General features: G+C 49.4%; 22 protein-coding genes. All 22 read left to right on the top strand.

Going from position 1 to position 21,197, the window contains the following annotated elements; all coding sequences use genetic code 11:
- Positions 1 to 310 precede the first annotated feature (310 nt).
- The 22 genes from mtrB (at position 311) to D328_RS0116975 (ending at position 21,191) form a co-directional block, all read left to right on the top strand.
- A complete protein-coding gene (gene mtrB, locus D328_RS0117085; RefSeq protein WP_018886247.1) occupies positions 311 to 541 on the top strand; it encodes a trp RNA-binding attenuation protein MtrB in 231 nt (76 codons plus the stop codon).
- 143 nt (positions 542 to 684) lie between these two features.
- Entirely contained in the window at positions 685 to 1,230 is a 546-nt protein-coding gene (locus D328_RS0117080) for a hypothetical protein (RefSeq protein WP_018886246.1), read from the top strand.
- A gap of 141 nt (positions 1,231 to 1,371) precedes the next feature.
- Positions 1,372 to 2,232 carry a heptaprenyl diphosphate synthase component 1 gene (locus tag D328_RS0117075; protein WP_026281237.1) on the top strand — a complete coding sequence of 287 codons (861 nt, stop codon included), beginning with the start codon at positions 1,372 to 1,374 and terminating at the stop codon, positions 2,230 to 2,232.
- A gap of 9 nt (positions 2,233 to 2,241) precedes the next feature.
- Entirely contained in the window at positions 2,242 to 2,970 is a 729-nt protein-coding gene (locus D328_RS0117070; RefSeq protein WP_025677766.1) for a demethylmenaquinone methyltransferase, read from the top strand.
- Positions 2,963 to 3,835, top strand: coding sequence for a UbiA-like polyprenyltransferase (locus tag D328_RS0117065; protein ID WP_018886243.1), 873 nt, complete (start codon positions 2,963 to 2,965; stop codon positions 3,833 to 3,835). Before D328_RS0117070 ends, D328_RS0117065 begins: the two co-directional genes overlap by 8 nt.
- A complete protein-coding gene (locus tag D328_RS0117060) occupies positions 3,835 to 4,458 on the top strand; it encodes a UbiX family flavin prenyltransferase (RefSeq protein WP_025677769.1) in 624 nt (207 codons plus the stop codon). Before D328_RS0117065 ends, D328_RS0117060 begins: the two co-directional genes overlap by 1 nt.
- Complete coding sequence (locus D328_RS0117055; RefSeq protein WP_018886241.1) at positions 4,439 to 5,305, top strand: menaquinone biosynthesis protein; 867 nt, start codon at positions 4,439 to 4,441, stop codon at positions 5,303 to 5,305. Before D328_RS0117060 ends, D328_RS0117055 begins: the two co-directional genes overlap by 20 nt.
- The gene (locus D328_RS0117050) at positions 5,302 to 6,276 is read left to right on the top strand and encodes a polyprenyl synthetase family protein (RefSeq protein ID WP_018886240.1); all 975 of its coding nucleotides are present in this window, start codon (positions 5,302 to 5,304) and stop codon (positions 6,274 to 6,276) included. The genes D328_RS0117055 and D328_RS0117050 overlap by 4 nt, the downstream gene beginning before the upstream one ends.
- A gap of 191 nt (positions 6,277 to 6,467) precedes the next feature.
- Positions 6,468 to 6,911: a nucleoside-diphosphate kinase gene (ndk, locus tag D328_RS0117045; RefSeq protein WP_018886239.1), complete on the top strand. Its 444-nt coding sequence runs from the start codon at positions 6,468 to 6,470 to the stop codon at positions 6,909 to 6,911.
- Positions 6,912 to 6,939: 28 nt separating this feature from the next.
- The gene (locus D328_RS0117040) at positions 6,940 to 7,740 is read left to right on the top strand and encodes a CheR family methyltransferase (protein WP_026281236.1); all 801 of its coding nucleotides are present in this window, start codon (positions 6,940 to 6,942) and stop codon (positions 7,738 to 7,740) included.
- A gap of 160 nt (positions 7,741 to 7,900) precedes the next feature.
- A complete protein-coding gene (gene aroC / locus D328_RS0117030; protein WP_018886236.1) occupies positions 7,901 to 9,070 on the top strand; it encodes a chorismate synthase in 1,170 nt (389 codons plus the stop codon).
- A 1-nt stretch (position 9,071) separates the two neighbouring features.
- Complete coding sequence (gene aroB / locus D328_RS0117025; protein WP_018886235.1) at positions 9,072 to 10,169, top strand: 3-dehydroquinate synthase; 1,098 nt, start codon at positions 9,072 to 9,074, stop codon at positions 10,167 to 10,169.
- 2 nt (positions 10,170 to 10,171) lie between these two features.
- Positions 10,172 to 10,552: a chorismate mutase gene (gene aroH, locus D328_RS0117020; protein WP_018886234.1), complete on the top strand. Its 381-nt coding sequence runs from the start codon at positions 10,172 to 10,174 to the stop codon at positions 10,550 to 10,552.
- 712 nt (positions 10,553 to 11,264) lie between these two features.
- Positions 11,265 to 12,812, top strand: coding sequence for an anthranilate synthase component I (trpE, locus tag D328_RS0117015; RefSeq protein ID WP_018886233.1), 1,548 nt, complete (start codon positions 11,265 to 11,267; stop codon positions 12,810 to 12,812).
- Between the two features lie 109 nt (positions 12,813 to 12,921).
- Positions 12,922 to 13,962, top strand: a complete 1,041-nt coding sequence (gene trpD / locus D328_RS0117010) for an anthranilate phosphoribosyltransferase (protein WP_018886232.1) — start codon at positions 12,922 to 12,924, stop codon at positions 13,960 to 13,962.
- Entirely contained in the window at positions 13,952 to 14,749 is a 798-nt protein-coding gene (gene trpC / locus D328_RS0117005; RefSeq protein WP_018886231.1) for an indole-3-glycerol phosphate synthase TrpC, read from the top strand. Before trpD ends, trpC begins: the two co-directional genes overlap by 11 nt.
- Before the next feature lie 141 nt (positions 14,750 to 14,890).
- Positions 14,891 to 15,571 (top strand): phosphoribosylanthranilate isomerase, encoded by a 681-nt coding sequence (locus D328_RS0117000; protein WP_018886230.1) that lies wholly within the window; start codon positions 14,891 to 14,893, stop codon positions 15,569 to 15,571.
- The gene (gene trpB, locus D328_RS0116995; protein WP_018886229.1) at positions 15,555 to 16,751 is read left to right on the top strand and encodes a tryptophan synthase subunit beta; all 1,197 of its coding nucleotides are present in this window, start codon (positions 15,555 to 15,557) and stop codon (positions 16,749 to 16,751) included. Before D328_RS0117000 ends, trpB begins: the two co-directional genes overlap by 17 nt.
- Positions 16,748 to 17,554: a tryptophan synthase subunit alpha gene (gene trpA, locus D328_RS0116990; protein ID WP_018886228.1), complete on the top strand. Its 807-nt coding sequence runs from the start codon at positions 16,748 to 16,750 to the stop codon at positions 17,552 to 17,554. Before trpB ends, trpA begins: the two co-directional genes overlap by 4 nt.
- 64 nt (positions 17,555 to 17,618) lie before the next feature.
- Positions 17,619 to 18,710: a histidinol-phosphate transaminase gene (gene hisC, locus D328_RS0116985; protein WP_018886227.1), complete on the top strand. Its 1,092-nt coding sequence runs from the start codon at positions 17,619 to 17,621 to the stop codon at positions 18,708 to 18,710.
- Positions 18,711 to 18,732: 22 nt separating this feature from the next.
- Positions 18,733 to 19,821 carry a prephenate dehydrogenase gene (locus tag D328_RS0116980; RefSeq protein WP_026281235.1) on the top strand — a complete coding sequence of 363 codons (1,089 nt, stop codon included), beginning with the start codon at positions 18,733 to 18,735 and terminating at the stop codon, positions 19,819 to 19,821.
- Positions 19,822 to 20,594: 773 nt separating this feature from the next.
- Positions 20,595 to 21,191, top strand: coding sequence for an RNA polymerase sigma factor (locus tag D328_RS0116975; protein ID WP_018886225.1), 597 nt, complete (start codon positions 20,595 to 20,597; stop codon positions 21,189 to 21,191).
- Positions 21,192 to 21,197 lie beyond the last annotated feature (6 nt).

The following is a 21,197-nucleotide window of genomic DNA, read 5'->3' as shown; positions in this document are numbered from 1 at the left end:
GTGGTCTGTCTACTATGATAGTACGACAATAGATGTTTTTCTTTAGATAATAGAATTTACAAGTTTTCAGCGCAGCTGAACAATTCGATTATCGCAAGAAAAACTTCCGCTTAAAGGTGGTCTGTCTGCTGTGATAGTACGACAATAGATGTTTTTCTTACATATTTCCGATACGCAGAGAGAGGCTGTGAATTTTTATTCACAGCCTTTTCATTTGAGATGAATGAGCAGCGAAGAAGGGCTGCCGATAGTTGACAAAGCCTATGGGCCTATCCCATCATATAGATATTGAGAACGGGAGGAATCGGCAATGGAGAACACTACGCCCAACAACAATGAATATGTCGTCATCAAGGCGAAAAGCAACGGCTGTCAGGTCTTCGGCTTGACACGGGGTCAGGATACACGGCTACATCATTCCGAGAAGCTGGATAAGGGTGAAATTCTGATCGTCCAGTTCACCGAGCATACCTCGGCGATTAAGATTCGCGGCAAGGCTGTCGTGCTGACTAAGCACGGTGAAGTAGATACTGAGGATTAAAAAGCAGGCATAGCCTGCTTTTTTCTTATGTACAATGAAGTATGGACGAATTATCGGGCGGAGCTCTGCAGCCAAGATTATAGATTCAAGATCCATTCGATAATAGAACATATAGCCAATTGTACAGACAGGAGAGAGGTCCCATGAAACCCTGGATCACGCTTGCGGGCTCCCTGCTTATCACTGCCGCAGCTGCGGTGCTGCTCCCCAGCCTCTATCAGCTTGAGATCGGTAGCAGCCTGAACCAGTCGGCAGAGGAGGTATTACTTCCCCAGCCGCGGGTTGAACTTAATGAAGACAACCTGGTAGACCAAATGAATGTGCTCCCTCTGGATGTGCCGATCATGCGAGTGTCTTGGGACGAGGAGGTGCTGACGCTTGATCTCAAATTAGAAGCCCAGGAGATGGGACCCGAGGCTGTATATCGAAGTATGGCTGAGGCAGCGGCCTTTTGCTTCTATGGTACGACCAATGTCAGGCAGTTGCTGCTGCGCGTTGTGGCCGAGGATGCCTGGACTGGAGGACGCCATCTGCTGCTGGCGGCAGACATACGCCGAAATGAATGGCCGCAGCAGTCTCTTACCGAGCTCCGTAGCTGGAACAGAGCCGAACTGAGTGAGGAGCTCAAGCGGACCTTCAGGGTGACAGATACCTTACTTTGGCGTAGCAGCTTTTCATCGTATGACTAGGATGCGTGACTCCAAGCAGAACTGAACGAAAAAAGAGCGAGTTATAAAGGTTCTTAAGTCGCACTGAAAGTGTAGATGTGATATAATAGACAGTATTGCGATATCTTAATTGACAGTAAAGTTTAGGCTCGGAGGCTAAGGATGAAACCGTACTGCATACCCCAGATGGCTACGAAATACGTGGAATACGATATGATACAGCAACATACGGATATGCCTGATTTTCCAGACAGCCGTGCCAGGCTGTTGTTTCTGTTTTTACAGAAGAATCCTGGTCTGAATGACGGATATGAGGAGCTCTATCCCCTCGTCACTTCGCTGGTACAAATGGGTCTCGATACCCACGACATGATAGATGCTTCAGGGACACTCGGGATGCGTGAGATGCGCTCCAGGCAGCTGAAGGTGCTTGCGGGGGACTATTTCAGCAGCCGCTTCTATCAGCTGTTGTCTCATGCAGGACAAGTAGAGACGATATCCAGCCTCAGCCGTGCGGTCTGTCAGGTGAATGAGGATAAGATGGTGCTGTATGCCAAGATGGGACAAGACAACTTGACAGCACAAGAGTACCTGGGTGCGAGCGTCCAGTTGAAGAAGACCTTGTTCGAGTCATTCGGAAGCAGGGTTGCAGTCGCTGACCAGGAGTCGTGGGCAGGGCTGCTTGAGTCCTTTGCTGTATGTGAGACAATTGGACAGGAGCTGACAACACTCTCGAAGCAGATGCTTACGAAGTGCAGCTATGCCTATTGGCTAATCTGGAACTCCGGAGCACCAGAGGACAGGGGATTACTGGCTGATGGTCAGCTGGATGGGGCATCCTGGGACAGGCTCGTAGTGAAGTATAAAGTGAGAGAAGGTCTTCTCGGCAAGCTGGATACAGCCTTGGAGCAGATCGAACGCTGGAGTGGGGTACAATCCGATATCCGTTCCGACATTGTGCGGATGATCGATCCGTTCTTGTCTCTCATACATTATCATCGCCAGGTTGCAAGGGAAGGTTAGGTGAATACAGTGGGTTCAAGTCAGACCAAGCCGAAAGAACAATTTGTTCATGAGGTCTTCGAGAGTATTGCGGGTAAGTACGATATTATGAATGATGTCCTGAGTTTTCGCCGACACAAGGCTTGGCGCAAATTCACGATGAAGAAAATGGAGGTCAGGCCAGGGGACACGGCTCTAGACCTGTGCTGCGGTACCTGTGACTGGACATTGTCACTGGCGTATGCAAGTGAAACAGGGCACATCCATGGACTGGACTTCAGCCACAATATGTTGGATGTAGGCAGACGAAAGATTAAGGAAGCATCGCGTGAACAGCAGATTACGCTTGTGCAGGGGAACGCAATGGAGCTTCCTTTTGCAGATAATTCCTTTGACCATATCACGATTGGATTCGGGCTGCGCAATGTACCTGATCTTCATCAGGTGCTTCGTGAGATGCATCGGGTAGTCAAGCCTGGTGGACAAGTGGTATGCCTGGAGCTGTCCAAGCCGACTTGGCAGCCATTCAAGGGACTGTATTATTTTTATTTCCAGAAGGTATTACCTCGTTTGGCCAAATGGTTCGCGAAAAGATACGAGCAGTACAAGTGGCTTCCTGATTCTTTGGCACTGTTCCCCGGAAGGGAAGAGCTTGCCGGCATCTTCCGCGAGATCGGATTGAAAGAGGTCAAAGCCTATCCGTTAACTGGAGGAATTGCGGCATTGCATATCGGAATTAAGGAGAGTCAGCATGTTTAAAAAAGTCAAAATTTTCTCTGAAATGATCAAGATCGAGCATACAGTATTTGCTTTACCTTTTGCATTTATGGGAGCGATTCTGGGCTCCTTCGTAGTAAGCAATCAACTGCCTACCTGGGCGCAGATCGGCTGGATCTTACTCGCAATGTTCGGCGCTCGAAGCGCAGCGTTCGGCTTCAATCGGATGATTGATCGCTTTATTGATGCCAAGAATCCGCGTACGGCTGGTAGGGCGATTCCGGCAGGACTCTTGAAGTCCTCCGAGGTACTGATCTTTACACTGATCTGTCTTGCTTTGTTGCTATGGGCATCGTACCAGTTGAGCCCACTGGCCTTCAAGCTGTTCCCTGTTGCGCTGTTCATGCTGGTATTCTACTCCTACACGAAGCGCTTTACCTGGCTCTGTCACGTCGTACTGGGTCTGACCATTGGACTGGCTCCGCTTGGCGGCTGGGTTGCTGTAACCGGGCAGGTTGATTGGGCTGCATTTGTATTTTATCTGACCATTGCTTGCTGGACAGCAGGCTTTGATATCATTTACGCTTGTCAGGATATTGAGTTCGATCAGCGTGAAGGTGTGTATTCGATACCTGCACGATTTGGTGTTGCTCGTTCACTTCATATTGCTCGGGCATTTCATATCGTAACGGCGATTGGCTTTGTGGTGCTGTTCTTCGCAGCCAATCTGAGCTGGTGGTATCTGGCGGGCATGATTCTATCTTACATTATCCTGTTCTACGAGCATTACATTGTGACACCTAAAGACTTGAGCAGACTGCAGACGGCGTTCTTCACTATGAATGGTGCGCTGAGTATTGTTGTGTTCGTCTTTACCTTCCTGGATTTAGTGGTGCGACAATTATGATGGCTGCAGCAGCATACAAGAGAATCGTTGTGGGTATTACAGGTGCAAGCGGGAGTATTTACGGCGTCAGACTAATCGAGACGTTGCTTGATGCTGGCATCGAGGTGCATCTGGTGGTCTCTAATGCCGGCTGGCGCGTATTGAAGGAAGAACTTGGCTGGAATGTGACTGACCGGGAAGGAACACTGAACGACATGTTCGGAGACCGTCCCGGTTCTCTTATATATCATCCGGTAACGGATATTGGTGCCTCGGTAGCTAGTGGCTCTTTTCTGGTGGATGCAATGATTGTCATGCCTTGCTCCATGGGCACGTTGTCTGCCGTTGCTCACGGGACCTCAGATAACCTGATGGCCAGAGCGGCTGACGTTATGATCAAGGAGGGGAGACCGCTTGTACTGGTACCGCGCGAAACTCCGCTTCATGCGATTCACCTGGAGAATATGCTGAAGCTGGCACAGCTTGGCGTCAAGATCATTCCGGCCATGCCGGCTTTTTATTTTCAACCACGTAGCATAGAAGATCTTGTCCACTTCCTTGTCGGAAAGGTGCTGGACAGTCTTCGCATAGAGCATAAGCTGTATACGAGATGGGGTGAGCCAGATGACCAAGGACAATCATGAACCTCTGTTCATCGGTAAAATTCAATATACGAATGCATGGCCAGTGTTCCATCATTTTCATACAGAGCAACTTCGAACATCGGCTGAGCTAGTAACGAAGGTTCCGGCAGTGCTGAACCGCAGAATTACAGAGGGCTTACTCGATATGAGCGCTATGTCTTCTTTTGCTTACGCATCTGCGGCGGAGCATCTGTTGATTCTTCCACAATTATCAGTCAGCGTGGACGGAGCAGTGAAATCCATTTTGCTCTTCTCACGCAAGCCGTTGAAGGATATCCGTAACGGAAGGATAGCACTGACAAATACATCAGCAACCTCGATTAATTTGTTGAAGATCCTCATGAGCAGGTATTTGGGGGGGGAGCCGGAATATTTTGACTGTGAGCCAGATTTGGATACAATGATGAGACAGGCTGATGCGGCATTGTTAATCGGAGATCATGCGATCCGTGCTTCCTGGGCCAACGAGGACTATGTCGTGACTGACCTTGGCGCTCTATGGAAGGAGTGGACGGGACATAGCATGACCTTTGCTGTATGGGCTGTCCGACGGGAAGTCGCCGAGCATAGACCTGAGGCTGTCGCGGAGATCGTGGAGGCCTTTCATGCCAGCAAGCGTCAAAGTCTGGAGAATTTGACTCCGGTCATAGAGCAGGCCATGAAGGACATTGGCGGAACAGAAACATACTGGAAGCAATATTTCACCAATCTATGTTATGATTTTGGCAAGAGAGAACAAAGTGGACTTGAGCTGTATCTACGTTATGCACATGAGATGGGTCTGCTTCCGCAAGAGATTAACCTGGAATTATGGAATGACAATATGCTGATACGGGTGAAAGAATGAAACGATTGGAATTGTTCGGTTTATTAAAAAAAGATATGGGCTACATCGAGGATGAGCTCTACCGTAGCATTGATACGCATGAGCCGTTGATTGGGGCGACTTCCATGCATCTGCTCAAGGCAGGCGGCAAGCGGCTTCGTCCTGTGTTCGTACTGCTGGGGGGCAAATTTGGCGCGTACGATCTGGAAAGATTGAAGCGCGTGGCTGTGCCACTGGAACTGATTCATTCAGCCTCGCTCGTTCATGATGATGTCATTGATGATGCCGAGACTCGTCGGGGGCAGCTAACGGTGAAGGCCAAGTGGGACAATCGGATAGCGATGTATACTGGCGACTACATATATGCACGGGCACTGGCTATGGTGGCGGAGCTACCTAACCCGGATATTCACCGCGTGCTCTCCAAGGCTTTGGTGCAAATGTCCATCGGCGAGATGGAACAAATTCGAGATTTCTTCAATACAGAACAGAGCGTGCGAAACTATCTGCTGCGCATTCGCCGCAAAACTGCGCTACTAATCGCGGTAAGCTGTCAGCTTGGTGCAATGGCTGCGGATGCCTCCCCGGCAGTGGGTTCATTGCTGTATAGCTATGGGTACAATGTGGGCATGGCATTCCAGATTCAGGATGACATTCTCGATCTGTGCGGAACAGAAAAACAGATTGGTAAGCCGCCTGGTAGTGATATGAGACAAGGCAATATTACACTGCCAGTGATCTATGCGCTGCAGCAACCGGAGCTTAGTAGGCTGCTCAGAGATGAGATTGAATTGATTCGAGCTCATGAGGACGGTTACAGCTCTCAGAAGGCGATTGATTTGATCAAAGCAAGCGGAGGACTGGCTAAAGCGGAGCAGCTGGCTGACCGATATATAGAGAAAGCCTTGAGTTCCCTGGATCTTTTACCAGATCAGAAGGTCAAGAAGACACTGCGAGACATTGCCCATTTCGTGACCAGACGTACGTATTGACAGATGAATGGGAAGCATGAATTCATGTTTATCGTAACTTATTAAACAGATGACAAAGTACTTTAAACGTTTACATGGTTTCTGTTAGAATACAATGGAAGTTGAATCAATTTCATAATGGCTATGAATAAGTTGTGAAATTGATTCAGTCGATAACATACTGAAATCGTATTCGGATGGAGAGTGAGCCTATGGATCGCACGTTTCTAATGGTTAAGCCAGATGGAGTTCAACGGGGGTTAATCGGCAGAATTATCAGCCGCCTGGAGGACAAAGGCTTCAAGCTGGTTGCTGGAAAGTTTGTTCAGGTTACTAGAGAACAGGCGGAGCGGCATTATGCAGAGCATGTCGGCAAGCCTTTTTTTGAGAAACTCGTTAGCTTTATCACTTCCGGCCCTGTCTTTGCGATGGTGTGGGAGGGAGACGATATCGTCACGCTGTCCCGTATGCTAATCGGGAAGACGAGTGTAACTGAGGCACTGCCAGGGACGATTCGCGGAGATTTTGCCGCCCATACGCCCTTCAACCTGATTCATGGCTCGGATTCTCCGCAGAGTGCCGAGCGCGAAATTGCGAATTTTTTTGCTCCAACAGAATTGGTACAGTATGAGAAAAGCGTGGCGACCTGGATCTAGGAGAATATACATGTAAGGGATGGGTATCATGAGTCAGCTAGAACAAAGTCAGCCTGATCCTGACTACGCAGCGTTCATTCGCAACGTTAAGACAAGCACAGGTATTGATCTTGCACAGTATAAGGAAGCCCAGATGAAGCGGCGTCTAACGACACTCCGCAATAAGAACGGCTACACGACCTTTGTCTCCTTCTATGAGGCAATGATGAAGGAAAAGCCGCTTTTCTATGAGTTTTTGGATCGGATGACCATCAACGTGTCTGAATTCTGGAGAAATCCGAACCGCTGGGAAGTGCTGCGGGATGTTGTATTGCCAGAGCTACTTGCCGGGAAACGTCGCTTGAAGCTGTGGAGTGCAGCTTGCTCGACAGGAGAAGAGCCTTACAGCCTAGCAATGGTTCTGGATGGAAAAGGTCTGCTTGCGGAATCTACGATTCATGCCACAGACATTGATGACGGCGCGCTCGGGAAGGCGAAGGAAGGCAAGTATTTGGAGAGGTCACTCAAGGATGTACCTAAGGAAGTGGCTAGCAAATACTTCAAGCCTGATGGCATGATGTATCGAATTGATGAGAAGCTCAAGAAGGCTGTGCAGTTCAAGAAGCAGAACTTGTTGCTAGATACCTTTGAGGATGGGTATGATCTAATCATTTGTCGCAATGTCATGATTTATTTTACAGAAGAGGCCAAGCATCTACTGTATCAGAAATTCGCTAAGAGTCTTCGGCCAGGGGGCGTATTGTTCGTAGGCAGCACGGAGCAGATATTCTCGCCAGGACAGTACAACCTGGAGGCTACCGAGACATTCTTCTATCGGAAAAAGGCCTAGCATCAAGGTTTGGGGAAACACACGCATGACTCTTTAGGAGAGCCGGCGTGTGTTTTTTCACAGGCACGGCATTTCTTGTCAAAGCACATTGGCTGTACTATAATGAGTTAACGGATTTTAGCGATGCACAGTTTAACAGTTTAAAGGGGGAACGCGCAATATGAGTCTACGCTACTTAACGGCAGGGGAAACACACGGACCCCAACTGACAGCGATTGTAGAAGGATTGCCTAGTAATTTGAAATTGAATTTTGAGGAAATTAATTTTCAACTGCAGCGCAGACAGAAGGGATACGGACGTGGTCGGCGCATGCAGATCGAGACAGATACGGCTACCATTGCTGGCGGAGTGCGTCACGGGTATACGACAGGTGCACCAGTAGCCATCATTGTGGAGAATAAGGATTGGAAGCATTGGCAGAAAATCATGAACATTGAGCCGATTGAGGGCAGTGACGAAGAGAAGCGTCGCGTGCATCGTCCTCGTCCTGGACACGCTGATCTGAATGGGGGTATGAAATACAACCTGAAGGACCTGCGAAATGTACTGGAGCGCTCCAGTGCTCGTGAGACAGCCATTCGCGTGGCGTGTGGTTCATTGGCACGGCAGCTACTGGCTGAGTTCGGCATCAAAGTGGCTGGTCAAGTCATTCGAATTGGTGAGATTGAAGCACCATACCGTGACATGCCAATTGATGAGTTGATTGAGGTGACGGAAGCTTCCTCGGTGCGTGTAACGGACCCTGAGACTGAGAAAAAGATGGAAGCATACATTGATCAGATCAAGCAGGAAGGCGACACAGTCGGTGGCATCGTAGAATGCATCGTAGAGGGTGTTCCGATTGGACTCGGAAGCCACGTGCAATATGATCGCAAGCTGGACGCTCGTATTGCGCAGGCAGTGATGTCTATCAACGCCTTCAAGGGTGTTGAGATCGGGATCGGCTTCGAAGCTGGTACTATCCGCGGGTCCCAGGTGCATGATGAGATTCTGTACACGGAGGACAAAGGCTACCATCGTAGAACGAACCGTCTGGGTGGATTCGAGGGCGGTATGACAAATGGAATGCCTGTCGTTGTGCGCGGAGTTATGAAGCCAATTCCTACTCTGTATAAGCCGCTGCAAAGCGTGGATATTGATACCAAAGAGGCCTTCACCGCTCAGGTAGAGCGATCCGATGCCTGTGCTGTACCTGCTGCAAGTGTCGTCATGGAGCATGTGGTTGCCTGGGAGATTGCGAAGGCCCTGCTCGAAAAATTCGGCGGAGATTCCATTGAAGAGATGCATGCCAATATGAAAGCATATCAGGCACAGCTGGATAGCTACTAAGATGCAGACCATTACAGTTCAATTGGATCAAGAACGCACGTATCCCATCTATATCGGTAGAGGGCTACTGCCAGAGGCCGGCAATTATTTCCGCCAACATGGTATATCGAGCAAGAGCCCGCTACTCATTGTAGCTGATGATAATACAGCTCCGAGATATTTGAAGATTCTGGAGGACAGCCTGCGGGAGCAGGGGTACACGACAGTTGCTTCGATCGTGAAGGCTGGAGAGACCTCCAAGTCCTTGACGGTATATGAGCAAGTTATCACTACTGCACTGGAGGCAGGACTGAATCGGAGCTCAGCGGTCATCGCACTAGGTGGCGGAGTTGTAGGTGATCTCGCGGGCTTTGTGGCTGCGAGCTTCATGCGTGGCATCAAGTTCATCCAGGTGCCGACGACTATCCTTGCGCATGATAGCAGCGTAGGGGGCAAGGTAGGCATTAACCATCCTTTGGCTAAAAATATGATTGGCGCCTTCCACCAACCCGAGCTTGTATTGTATGACGTGGACACCTTACTGACGCTACCTCCTCGTGAGGTGTCAGCAGGACTCTCGGAGATGCTGAAGCATGGTCTGATTTGGGATGAAGCCTTCGCATACTGGTGCCTTGAGCATACCGAGGAGCTATTGGCGCTTCAGCCCGATGCGCTTGAATATGGCTTGGGCCAAGGCTGTGCAGTCAAGGCAGCTGTTGTCTCTCAGGATGAGCGAGAAGAGGGACTGCGTGCCATTCTGAATTTGGGACATACGATCGGTCATGCCATTGAAGCAATTGCTGGCTACGGAGAATTTTTGCACGGAGAGGCCATTTCAATCGGGATGGTAGGTTCAGCTCTGCTCGGCGTACGTCTGGGAGCCGACCCGTCTCTTGCTGTGGAGACACGGAACATGCTGAAGGCACTGAAGCTGCCCACTGTACTGCCCAAGCATCTGGCTACAGAGCAGCTGCTGACCGCCATGATGCATGACAAGAAGTTCAAAGAGGGAGTAGTCACTTTCGTAGTGCCACGGGCGATGGGTCGTGTGGATATTGTGAAGGATATTTCCATAGAGATAGTCAGAGAGGTCATCGAGCAGCTTAGAGAGGAGGAGTAAGCGTGTATAATCGAGGAATTCGGGGAGCAACGACCGTAAGCTCGAACAATGCGGACGAGATTCTCGAAGCGACCGCAGAGCTATTGAATGATATTGTATCCCGGAATCAGATTCAGCCGGAGCAGATCTGCCATGTGTGGATCACTATGACACAGGATCTGGATGCCGCTTTCCCCGCCAAGGCCATTCGGGAGTTGGAGGGCTGGGAGCTCGTCCCGCTGATGTGCGCTGTTGAGATACCAGTGCAAGGAAGTCTAGAGCGTTGTATCCGCTTTATGGTTCAGATCAATACGAACAAGACGCAGCGTGAGATCAACCACGTGTATTTACGCGGCGCGAAGGTCCTGCGACCAGACTTGTCGTCCTCCAAGAGCAGCTCATGAATTTGGGAGTTGCCAAGGAGTGTCATTTTACGCTATAGTGTACCTATAGTTCAGATGAGTTCAGCATGAGATGAGTATGTAACGCAAGCTAGGCAGGATTGTTAGGTTATTAGATAAGCAGATGAGTGCTAGCGCGGAAGCGCCTAGTATAGATGAGTGAAAGTTAGAGTGCCCAAGTGAAGCTGGTTATAGTGATGTGATGAACTATTGGTCAGATCACGACAGTCTAATTTGGCTAAGAATAATTCCATATACTGTGGATAGCTAAGTTGAGTGAAGTAGAGTCAGTTGAGTCGAGATGAGAAGAGTTGAGATAAGCTAAGTCCATATTTTTTCGCAAAGGTCTGTCTATGAGATCAATACAGCAGTATCCTGTTGTGTGTTTGAACGGGATCGGTGTAAGACGAATAGACTTGCGAAGGGTTCTGAAGGCATGAGTTCACCGAGAATTATAGAGTACTACGTGTTCAGTGAAGCTGGGCCATTCTATAGTCTCTGGAGCTATATAGCCTCGAGCAGTCTTACTTCATTAGAATGGCGTCGATAGATGTTACTCTAATGTCAAGTATCGGACTACCCAAAATATGGCGGCAATCGACATCCATTAACGACAACAGTCTCTACCTTACGGTAGGGACTTTTTTATTTGCCCAGATATTATCCATCGCAAGTCGCAGTGCAAATATTTGAATTGAAGGAAGGAAGCGATCAAATGCTGACCCCTAATGTAGAGTTTGTAATTTCGATGGCCGGTCAATACAATCTGATCCCGGTACATAAAAAGGTGCTGGCTGACATGGAGACACCCATTCGGATTTTCCGCCGTTATGCGGAGCAGGAGCATGCTTTTCTGCTGGAAAGTGTGGAGGGTGGGGCGCAATGGGCTCGCTATTCCTTCATTGGCAAAGACCCTTTTCTGATGATCTCCGGCAAAAAAGGACGGCTCGTCATCAACAGCAACGGGAAGGAGCAAGAGGTGCACGGCAAGCCGATTGAGGCGCTCAAAACGCTGCTGCGGAAATACCGCAGCCCCAAGCTGGATGAGATGCCGCCGTTCACTGGAGGGGCCATCGGATTCTTCGGTTATGATCTCCTGCAATATTATGAGAAGCTACCCGCTCATGCGGTGGATGATCTCAATATGGATGATATTCGCTTCATGTTCTGTGATCAAATCATTGTATTTGACCATGTTAAGCAGCAGATGCTGCTGGTAGGCAATGTACATGTCCCAGAAGGTGCAACGGATGATGAGATTCGCCGGGCGTATGCCGCTGTAGAACGGAAGCTGGAAGCAACGGCCACGCAGCTGCGACAGCCTGTGAAGGAGGACCCGTTCAGCGCAGCCACAGTACCAGGTGATGTAGAGCTGGGAACGATCCACTCCAATATGTCGAAGGAGCAATTTATAGGGAATGTGGAGCGGGCTAAGGAATACATTCGTGCTGGGGACATCTTCCAGGTGGTATTGTCCCAACGCTTCCATATCGATACTGAGGTATCGCCGTTGCATGTCTACCGCGTACTGCGGACGATGAATCCTTCTCCGTATATGTACTACTTGAAAATGGGCGAGGAAATCATCGTCGGTACATCTCCAGAGGCGCTGGTCAAGGTCGATCATGGCCGTGTAGAAACGAGACCTATTGCAGGCACGAGACCACGCGGCAGCACAGAGGCAGAGGATCAGGCTTTGGCAGAGGAACTGCTGAAGGACGAGAAGGAACGGGCAGAGCATCTGATGCTGGTGGACCTTGGGCGGAATGATCTGGGCAGAGTGTCTGAATTCGGCACGGTCACCTGTGACACATTCATGGAGATCGAGCGGTACTCACACGTAATGCATATTGTCTCCAACGTATCGGGACAGCTTGCCAAGGACAAGGATTTCTTTGATGCTTTCCTGTCCTGCCTCCCAGCTGGAACCGTCTCGGGCGCTCCGAAGCTGAGAGCGATGGAGATTATCGGGGAGCTTGAGCGTGAGTCCAGAGGAGCCTATGCTGGAGCGATCGGCTATCTCGGCTTCACGGGAAATATGGATACTTGTATTACGATCCGGACAATTGTATTCCGCAAGGGTAGAGCCTACGTACAGGCTGGAGCGGGGATTGTATGGGACTCTGTGGCAGAGAGTGAATACATGGAGACCATCAATAAGGCCAAGGCGATGCTGAAGGCGATTCGAACAGCTGAAGAAATGTTCCCACAGCCTGCTAAATTGGGAGATGTGCTGAATCAGGATTACTTGTTCGCTCCTTGATTTGATTCAGATGACATGCATGCAATAAGGATATAAGACAAAGGTGTCGCTGGCAGACACTGCATTATTCATAAGAAGGATTACAAATTGAGAAGAGGAGGAGCAGGCAATGAACATGGAGCACTTGATGCAGAACGGACTGAACCACATTCTGGAAGGCAAGGACCTGAGCCAGTTCGAAGCGCGGAGCATGATGGAGCACATTATGAATGGAAAGGCCACGTCCGCTCAGATTGGCGGCTTGCTGACAGCACTGCGCATGAAGGGGGAGACGGTCGAGGAGATTACGGGCTTCGCAGAAGCGATGCGTGGGCATGCACAAGGCGTACAGGTAGAGCAGCGTCAGCTCCTTGACACTTGTGGTACTGGGGGATCTGGTATTCATAAATTTAATATTTCTACTGTATCTGCTATTATCGCATCAGCAGCCTCTGTGAGAGTCGCCAAGCATGGTAATCGTTCGGCTAGTGGTAGAGCTGGCAGCGCAGATGTACTTGAAGCTCTAGGTGTGAATATTCATCTGAACGGAGAGCAGGCGAAGGAGTGCTTGGAGCATGTCGGTATATGCTTCCTGTTCGCTCAGCTGTATCACCCTTCTATGAAGTATGCAGCTGCTCCAAGACGTGAGCTTGGGGTCAGAACCGTATTCAATATGCTTGGTCCGCTTACCAATCCGGCAGGGGCTGATCGTCAGCTGCTTGGTATCTATGATCGGAGCAAGACGGATGTTGTGGCAGCCGTGCTTCAGCGACTAGGTTCTAAACGGGCTTTGGTTGTATGCAGTCATGAAGGATTGGATGAGATTAGCATTTCAGCCCCGACGACGGTGTCGGAGCTCAGGAATGGAGATATACTGACATACGATATAGATCCCGGGCAATTGGGGCTTAGCACATATCCTCTGGAGCAGGTATTGGGTGGGGATGCAGCTACTAATGCGCTTATCATCCACCGTGTTCTGAACGGAGAGCAGGGACCGTATCGTGATGTAGTGTTGGCCAATGCAGGTGCCTGCATCTATGTAGCAGGTCTGGCCGATTCTTTGCAGGCAGGTGTAGCCACCGCTGCGCAGGTCATTGATACAGGCAAAGCAAAGGAAAAACTACAGCAGTTAATTATGGCAACAGGAGGATATGAGCATGTATCTTGATCAAATCGTCGTCACCAAGCACAAAGAAGTTGCGAGACTTAAGGAAAGCTTTTCTATCGCAGAGGCAGAAAGAGTGATTAGCGAGTTACCTGCCACCAAGGGCTTCGAGGCTGCTCTCTCACAAAATCGCACACGGCCTATGGGCCTGATCGCAGAGGTCAAGAAGGCCTCACCCTCCAAGGGCTTGATTCGCCCTGATTTTCATCCGTTGGACATTGCCCGTGCCTATGAAGAGGCTGGTGCAGATTGCATCTCGGTGCTTACGGACGTGGAATATTTCCAGGGGGGACCTGAGGTACTGCGCTCTATTCGAAATACCGTCAGCATCCCGTTGCTTCGCAAGGATTTTATTATTGATGAGCTGCAAATCTATGAAGCACGAGTGCTGGGAGCAGACGCAATTCTGTTGATCGCGGCCATTTTGGAACCAGAGCAGATCGCCAGCTACCATCGCACAGCCCGTGAACTAGGTATGGATGTACTCGTGGAGGTTCATGATCGTCAAGAACTGGAGACGGTATTAGAGGTGGATGGAGCTACCCTCATCGGGGTGAACAACCGGGATCTGCGTACATTCGAGACCAGACTGGAGACGACGGAGCAATTAGCTGCCTTGGTACCGGATGATGTAACACTAATCAGTGAAAGTGGCATAGCTGGGCCGCAGGATGTAGAGTTTCTTAGAGGAACAGGAGCACAGGGGATACTGGTAGGGGAATATTTCATGCGTCAGCAGGATATCGGACGTGCTGTGCTCGAATTAATGGAAGGTAAGCTACAGCAGTAGGAAAAGTGGCGATAACAGCTACAGAATGAAAGCAGAACAGAAGCAACATAGAAGCAGCGCAGTAATGCTAATGATAACAGCAATGCAACGCTAATAGTATTGGGGATCATGCTTTATGAGCTTGGGGAAAGGAGCAATAGCATGGAGAGGACGGCCGTAAAAATTTGTGGACTTCAAAGCGTTGAAGTGCTAAAATCTATGGTACATTTACCAGTGGATTATATCGGATTCGTATTTGCGCCAAGCAAGCGTCGAGTCACAGCACAGCAGGCGGCCGAACTGATCCCTATTCTAAGGGAATGGCAGACGGAAGCTGCGCCGCAAAGTGTCGGCGTATTTGTTAATCCCGAGCTGCAAGAGCTGAGGGAACTGCTTCACACAGCCCCGCTGGATATTATTCAGCTACATGGGCAGGAGAGTCCTGAATTTTGCCGTGCAGTTAAGGAACAATTGGGTCTAAGGGTGATCAAAGCACTTCCTATTACGGATGGTACAGAAGCATCTGTACATAACCAATTGGATGACTATATCGGGACTATAGATGCTCTACTGCTAGATACACATGACCCCGTATATGGGGGAGGGTCGGGGCGAACTTTTGCATGGGACAGAATTCCTGCTTATCAGGACTGGGCACAGCAGCATGGAATTACACTGCTCGTCGCCGGAGGCCTGCATTCAGAGAATGTCACAGAGCTCATAGCGTTATATGCTCCTGACGGACTGGACGTATCCAGTGGCGTAGAGACAGATGGGATGAAGGATATACAGAAAATTACAAGTTTTGTGGAGAGGGTGAAGCGGCTTGACACAATATCCTGATATGAACGGACGCTTTGGGGTGTTTGGGGGCAGATTTGTGCCTGAGACCCTGATGAATGCTTTGCTTGAGCTAGAGGAGTCTTACCGGAAGTATGCAGATGATCCAGCATTTAATGCGGAGTTGAATGATCTGCTGCAGAATTATTCGGGGCGGGAGACGCCACTGTACTACGCGAAGCGTCTCAGTGAGCATCTCGGACAAGCCAAGATCTACCTGAAGCGTGAAGACCTGAACCATACAGGTGCGCATAAGATTAATAACGCGTTGGGACAAGGACTGCTGGCACAGCGAATGGGCAAGACCAAGGTTATTGCTGAGACTGGTGCAGGACAGCATGGTGTAGCTACAGCGACCGTGGCTGCATTGCTTGGGCTGGAATGCAAAGTCTTCATGGGCGAGGAGGATACCGTTCGCCAGCAGCTGAACGTATTTCGCATGCGTCTACTTGGTGCAGAGGTCGTTACTGTCACTTCAGGGACACGGACTCTCAAGGATGCCGGTAATGAAGCGCTCCGTTACTGGGTTAGCCATGTGCATGATACCTTTTACATTCTGGGTTCTGCGGTTGGACCGCATCCGTATCCGATGATGGTTCGTAACTTCCAGCGAGTCATCGGCGATGAGACGCGCCGTCAGATTCTGGAGGCAGAGGGACGACTGCCGAATGTCGTGGTAGCTGCTGTCGGAGGTGGCAGCAATGCCATCGGCATGTTCTATCCTTTCCTGGAGGATGAAGCTGTGAAGCTGGTCGGAGTAGAGGCAGCAGGTAAAGGTGTCGATACAGAGTATCATGCGGCTACGATGACAAAAGGGACACACGGCGTGTTTCAGGGCTCCATGAGCTATTTGCTGCAAGACAAATATGGGCAAGTGCAGCCTGCGCATTCGATCTCGGCGGGTCTGGACTATCCGGGAGTCGGTCCAGAACATTCTTATCTGAAGGATATTGAACGAGCGGAATACGTACCGATTACCGATGATGAGGCTATCGAGGCCTTACAGCTCATGTGCCGCTTGGAGGGAATCCTGCCGGCGCTGGAATCCTCGCATGCAATTGCCCAGGTCATCAAACTGGCGCCTCAACTGAGCAGTGATGATGTTGTAGTCATTTGCCTGTCTGGACGCGGTGATAAAGACGTAGAATCGATCATTAAGTATACAGGGGGAGAGCCGTCATGAATCGAATGGATGAAGTCTTCACGCGTCTGCGCGGTGAAGGGAGAACAGCGCTAATTCCTTTCCTGACGGTGGGAGACCCGGATCTGAATACAACCTTGGATATCATTCACGAGCTGGAGGAGGCCGGGGCAGATATTCTGGAGCTGGGAGTTCCCTATTCGGACCCTCTTGCTGACGGTCCGGTCATCCAGCGTGCCTCCGAGCGGGCCTTGCAGAGCCAAATTACGATTCACTCGTGTCTGGAGGTTGCCAAGCAAGCGAGAGAAGCCGGGTCACAGCTTCCTTTCATTCTCTTCACCTACTATAATCCTATTCTACAGATGGGATTGGAGACCTTTTTTGCAACGATTCGGACGCATGATATCAGTGGTCTGATCATTCCCGACCTTCCCATCGAGGAGGCGGAAGTCATTGGCAAGATGGCGGAAGAGGCCGATGTCCATCTCGTGCCGCTGGTAGCCCCGACATCCGATCAGCGAATTGAGAAGATCGTGAAGAATGCACGTGGATTTATTTATTGTGTATCCTCGCTTGGCGTAACGGGTGAGCGGTCCTCCTTCCATAATGAAGTGGATAGCTTCATCGCCAAGGTCAAGAGCTTCACAGATATTCCAGTTGCTGTCGGCTTCGGGATCTCTACACGGGAGCAAGTGCAGCGCTTCTCGCAAATGTGCGATGGCGTCGTGGTGGGCAGTGCCATCGTGCGGCAGATTGAAGAGACTATTCCTCTGCTTCGCGAGTCTGGTAGCAGACAGGATGGACTATTGCAAATTCGTCAGTTTGTGGCACAATTGAGAGTATAATTTTTTGCATTGCGCGTACGTGCTTACGTACGCGCAATGATGCATCTAGAAGGGGGAAACTGGCATGCAGCCAAAACAGCGTATTGTCGGTCTACCGGTCTATAAGCCGGGCAAACCGATTGAAGAAGTAAAGAAGGAGCTGGGTCTGAGTGAGGTCATCAAGCTGGCCTCCAATGAGAATCCTTATGGAAGCTCCCCTGCAGTAGCCCAAGCGATTCAAAATGAGCTATCACAGCTGTTCTTGTATCCAGACGGGAGTGCTGTTGAGCTGACAGCACAGCTGGCTCAGCATGTTGGTGTTCAGTCTGATCAGATTATCTTCGGGTGCGGCTCGGATGAAGTGATTGCTCTGATTGCGCGTGCTTTCTTGCAGCCAGGCGACGAGACGATCATGGCAGATTCGACATTCTCCGTTTATAAGAGCAATGCTGATATCGAAGGAGCCACTACCATTGAGGTTCCATTGGAGGATGGGACTCATGATCTGAGTGCGATGCTGTCTCGTGTGAACGAACGGACCAAAATCATTTGGGTGTGCAATCCGAATAATCCTACAGGAACTATTGTTACCGAGGATGAGCTCACTGCTTTCCTGGACCGTGTTCCACAGCATGTAATGGTCGTACTGGACGAAGCCTACTTCGAGTATGTAACCGATGCCTCATATCCCAATAGCATTCAATTGCTATCCCGATACGATAATCTGGTCATTCTTCGTACGTTTTCCAAAATCTATGGACTTGCTGCTCTGCGTGTAGGTTATGGAATTGGACGTGCAGCCGTGATCAAGCTGATCAATCAGGTGCGGGAGCCGTTCAACACGTCTCGCCTGGGACAAGCTGCAGCACGAGCAGCGCTTCAGGATCAGGCCTTTGTTGATCACTGCCGTCAGAAGAATGCTGACGGAATTATTTATTTGCAGGAGCAATTCTCGCGTCTTGGTCTTGCGACCTTCCCGGCGCACGGGAACTTTGTCATGGTGGATGTAGGACGCCCTTCATCCGAAGTCTTTGACGCTTTACTGCGTAAAGGAATTATTATCCGTTCAGGCTTTAAGAAACATCCAACATTCATTCGCGTAACGGTAGGGACTCCAGAGCAGAACGCAGCCTTTATTCATGCGCTTGAAGAGGTACTGGGAGCAGTTAAAGCGTAAATAACTGATAGGACAGATTCTGATGAAAATAGCTATAATTGGAGTGGGGCTGATTGGCGGTTCACTTGGTCTTTGCTTTAAGGGGAAGCCGGGAATCAACGTCGTCGGCCACGCTCATATGCCAGAACTCATTGACCCCATGATTACACGAGGCGTCGTGGATACGGCTACTCTGTCGTTGGAGGAAGCAACCGAGGATGCCGATTTTATTTTTCTGTGCGTGCCAGTAAGTCTGCTGGAGCATTATTTGCTCAGGCTGGCAGAACTTCCTCTCAAGCAGGGCTGTATTATTACGGATGTCGGTAGTACTAAATCCTCGATTACCCGTCTGGCGTCTGAGACGAATCTTCAAGGGGCTTATTTTATCGGTGGGCATCCGATGGCAGGCTCGGAGCGCTCAGGGGTAACGGCAGCTTCTTCGGTGCTGTTCGAGAATGCTTATTATGTGTTGTGTCCTGACGCAAAGGTGCCTGAGCAAGCCGTGAACGCTTTGAAGGAGCTGCTGGGCCACACGAAAGCGCAGGTTGTAACAGTAGAGCCTGTCATGCATGATGATATCGTAGGTGCAATAAGTCATTTACCGCATATTATCGCAGCTTCACTCGTGAATCAGGTGCGGGCTTATGATGAGGAAAATCCACTCTACAGTACACTGGCTGCTGGAGGCTTCAGGGATATTACACGAATTGCCTCCAGTGATCCTATCGTCTGGCGGGACATCCTGCTCAGCAATAGGCAGGTACTACTGCGGTTACTGCGAGATTGGAATAGTCAGATCGAACGTTTTACTGAGCTGCTGGAATGCCAGGACGGTTTTGGGGTTGAGCAGGAATTTGCGACAGCCGGAGCATTCCGTAGTGAATTGCCTGAGCGCCGTAAGGGAATGATCACGTCAACGTTCGATCTGTATATTGATGTACCGGATACACCTGGTATCATCGGTCAGATTGCGACATTGCTGGGCGACCATCGTATCAATCTGAGCAACATGCAGATTATTGAGAGCAGGGAGGATGTGCCTGGCATCCTGCGTCTGTCCTTCCGACAGGAAGAAGCGTGGAACCGGGCAAGGGAGCTCTTGCAGTCCCAAGGCCATCATGTTGTTATTTAGCTAGACATTTCGGGTTCATGCGGGGGTGGAGGGCAGGAGGCTTGTCCATTCATTGCCTATATGGGACCCGATTTTCAATATTAAGGAAAAAGAAAACGCTTAAAAAAGAGTGTTGACAAAATGAAAACGGATACATATAATAAAAGTACAGTATGGTTTCTCTCCACTCCTATCCTTTAACTAAACTACTTGAGACATAGTAGTAACCACTTAGGCCTTGGCCTAGGTGGTCTTTTTTTTTTTGTTCTAAGGAGTCTTAAAAAAGATTTATAAAAATCCGATAATCATACTAAGGAATTCACAGGCTTGAGAAAGCATATGGTATAGTTCGAGGTAAAGCTCGAACTATATTCTAAGCTAAAGAATTCTTCTAAGGTCACGCTTAGGTCATTACCAAAATCTATATTAAAGGTCTGGGTTAAATCACATGATAAAAGTCTTAAGCAAAAGACCTTTGGGATGAGGCACAGTAAGGGTTTGAAAATGTTTCTGATTGTTCACATTATTTTTTCATGATTTTCGGGCTTGTTTGGAGCTTTTGACCACTGGTTTTTTGTGATACAATGAACTAGGCATTTTTGGAACTTGGTCGTTTTTTTATTATTATCTAGTGTGATTGGACGGACGGATGTTCTTTTTTGTTGATGATGTTGTTTTGTTTGTTTTCAGAAAAATATGCGGCTTGACCGCAACTTTTAATAACCTGTTCGGTAATACATATATAGAGTCGAACGGGGAACAGGCATGTTAGGGGCGAGGAGGCTCTCACTCGGATGATGACAGATTCCCAGTTGATTCAGGAAATTAAGCAAGGCAATGTGGAAATGTATTCAGAACTCATGCGCAGGTATCAGCGTAAAATTCTGGCTTTTGTATATCATATGTTAAAAAGCTCCAACCTGGAGATGATGGCAGAGGACTTGTGCTCAGAGACCTTTTACAAGGCCTATAAGAGCCTCGGGACCTTCCGTGAAGTGGATGCATCGTTCTCAACTTGGCTATACACAATTGCACGGAATACGGTGCTCAGCGAACTGCGTAAGCAGCGGAGCGGAAGTGTACCGTTAGAGGAAAGTGGTTATGTGCCGGTTGCACCTACGGATCTGATACCAGAGCAGGCGATCTTGCGTACAGAGCAGGTCGAGATGGTACGGGAAGCGATCAAGAATCTGCCTGAGAAGCAACGCTCCGCTTTGATTCTCAGAGAATATGATCAACTGGACTACCAGGAGATTGCAAAGATTCTCGGACAGACGGTAAGTGCTGTAAAATCTCTTTTATTCAGGGCGCGTTCAAGTGTTAAGAACCAATTGGAGCCTTATTTGTTTGAACCCGTATTTGAGGAAAGGGAAGGACTGAAGAGCCGATGAAATGCA

Origin of the sequence: Paenibacillus massiliensis 2301065 = DSM 16942 (assembly GCF_000377505.1) — a bacterium.
GTDB lineage: Bacteria > Bacillota > Bacilli > Paenibacillales > Paenibacillaceae > Paenibacillus > Paenibacillus massiliensis.
The sequence above is the reverse complement of the archived record's forward strand: the minus strand, read 5'-3'. Positions and strand labels throughout refer to the sequence as shown.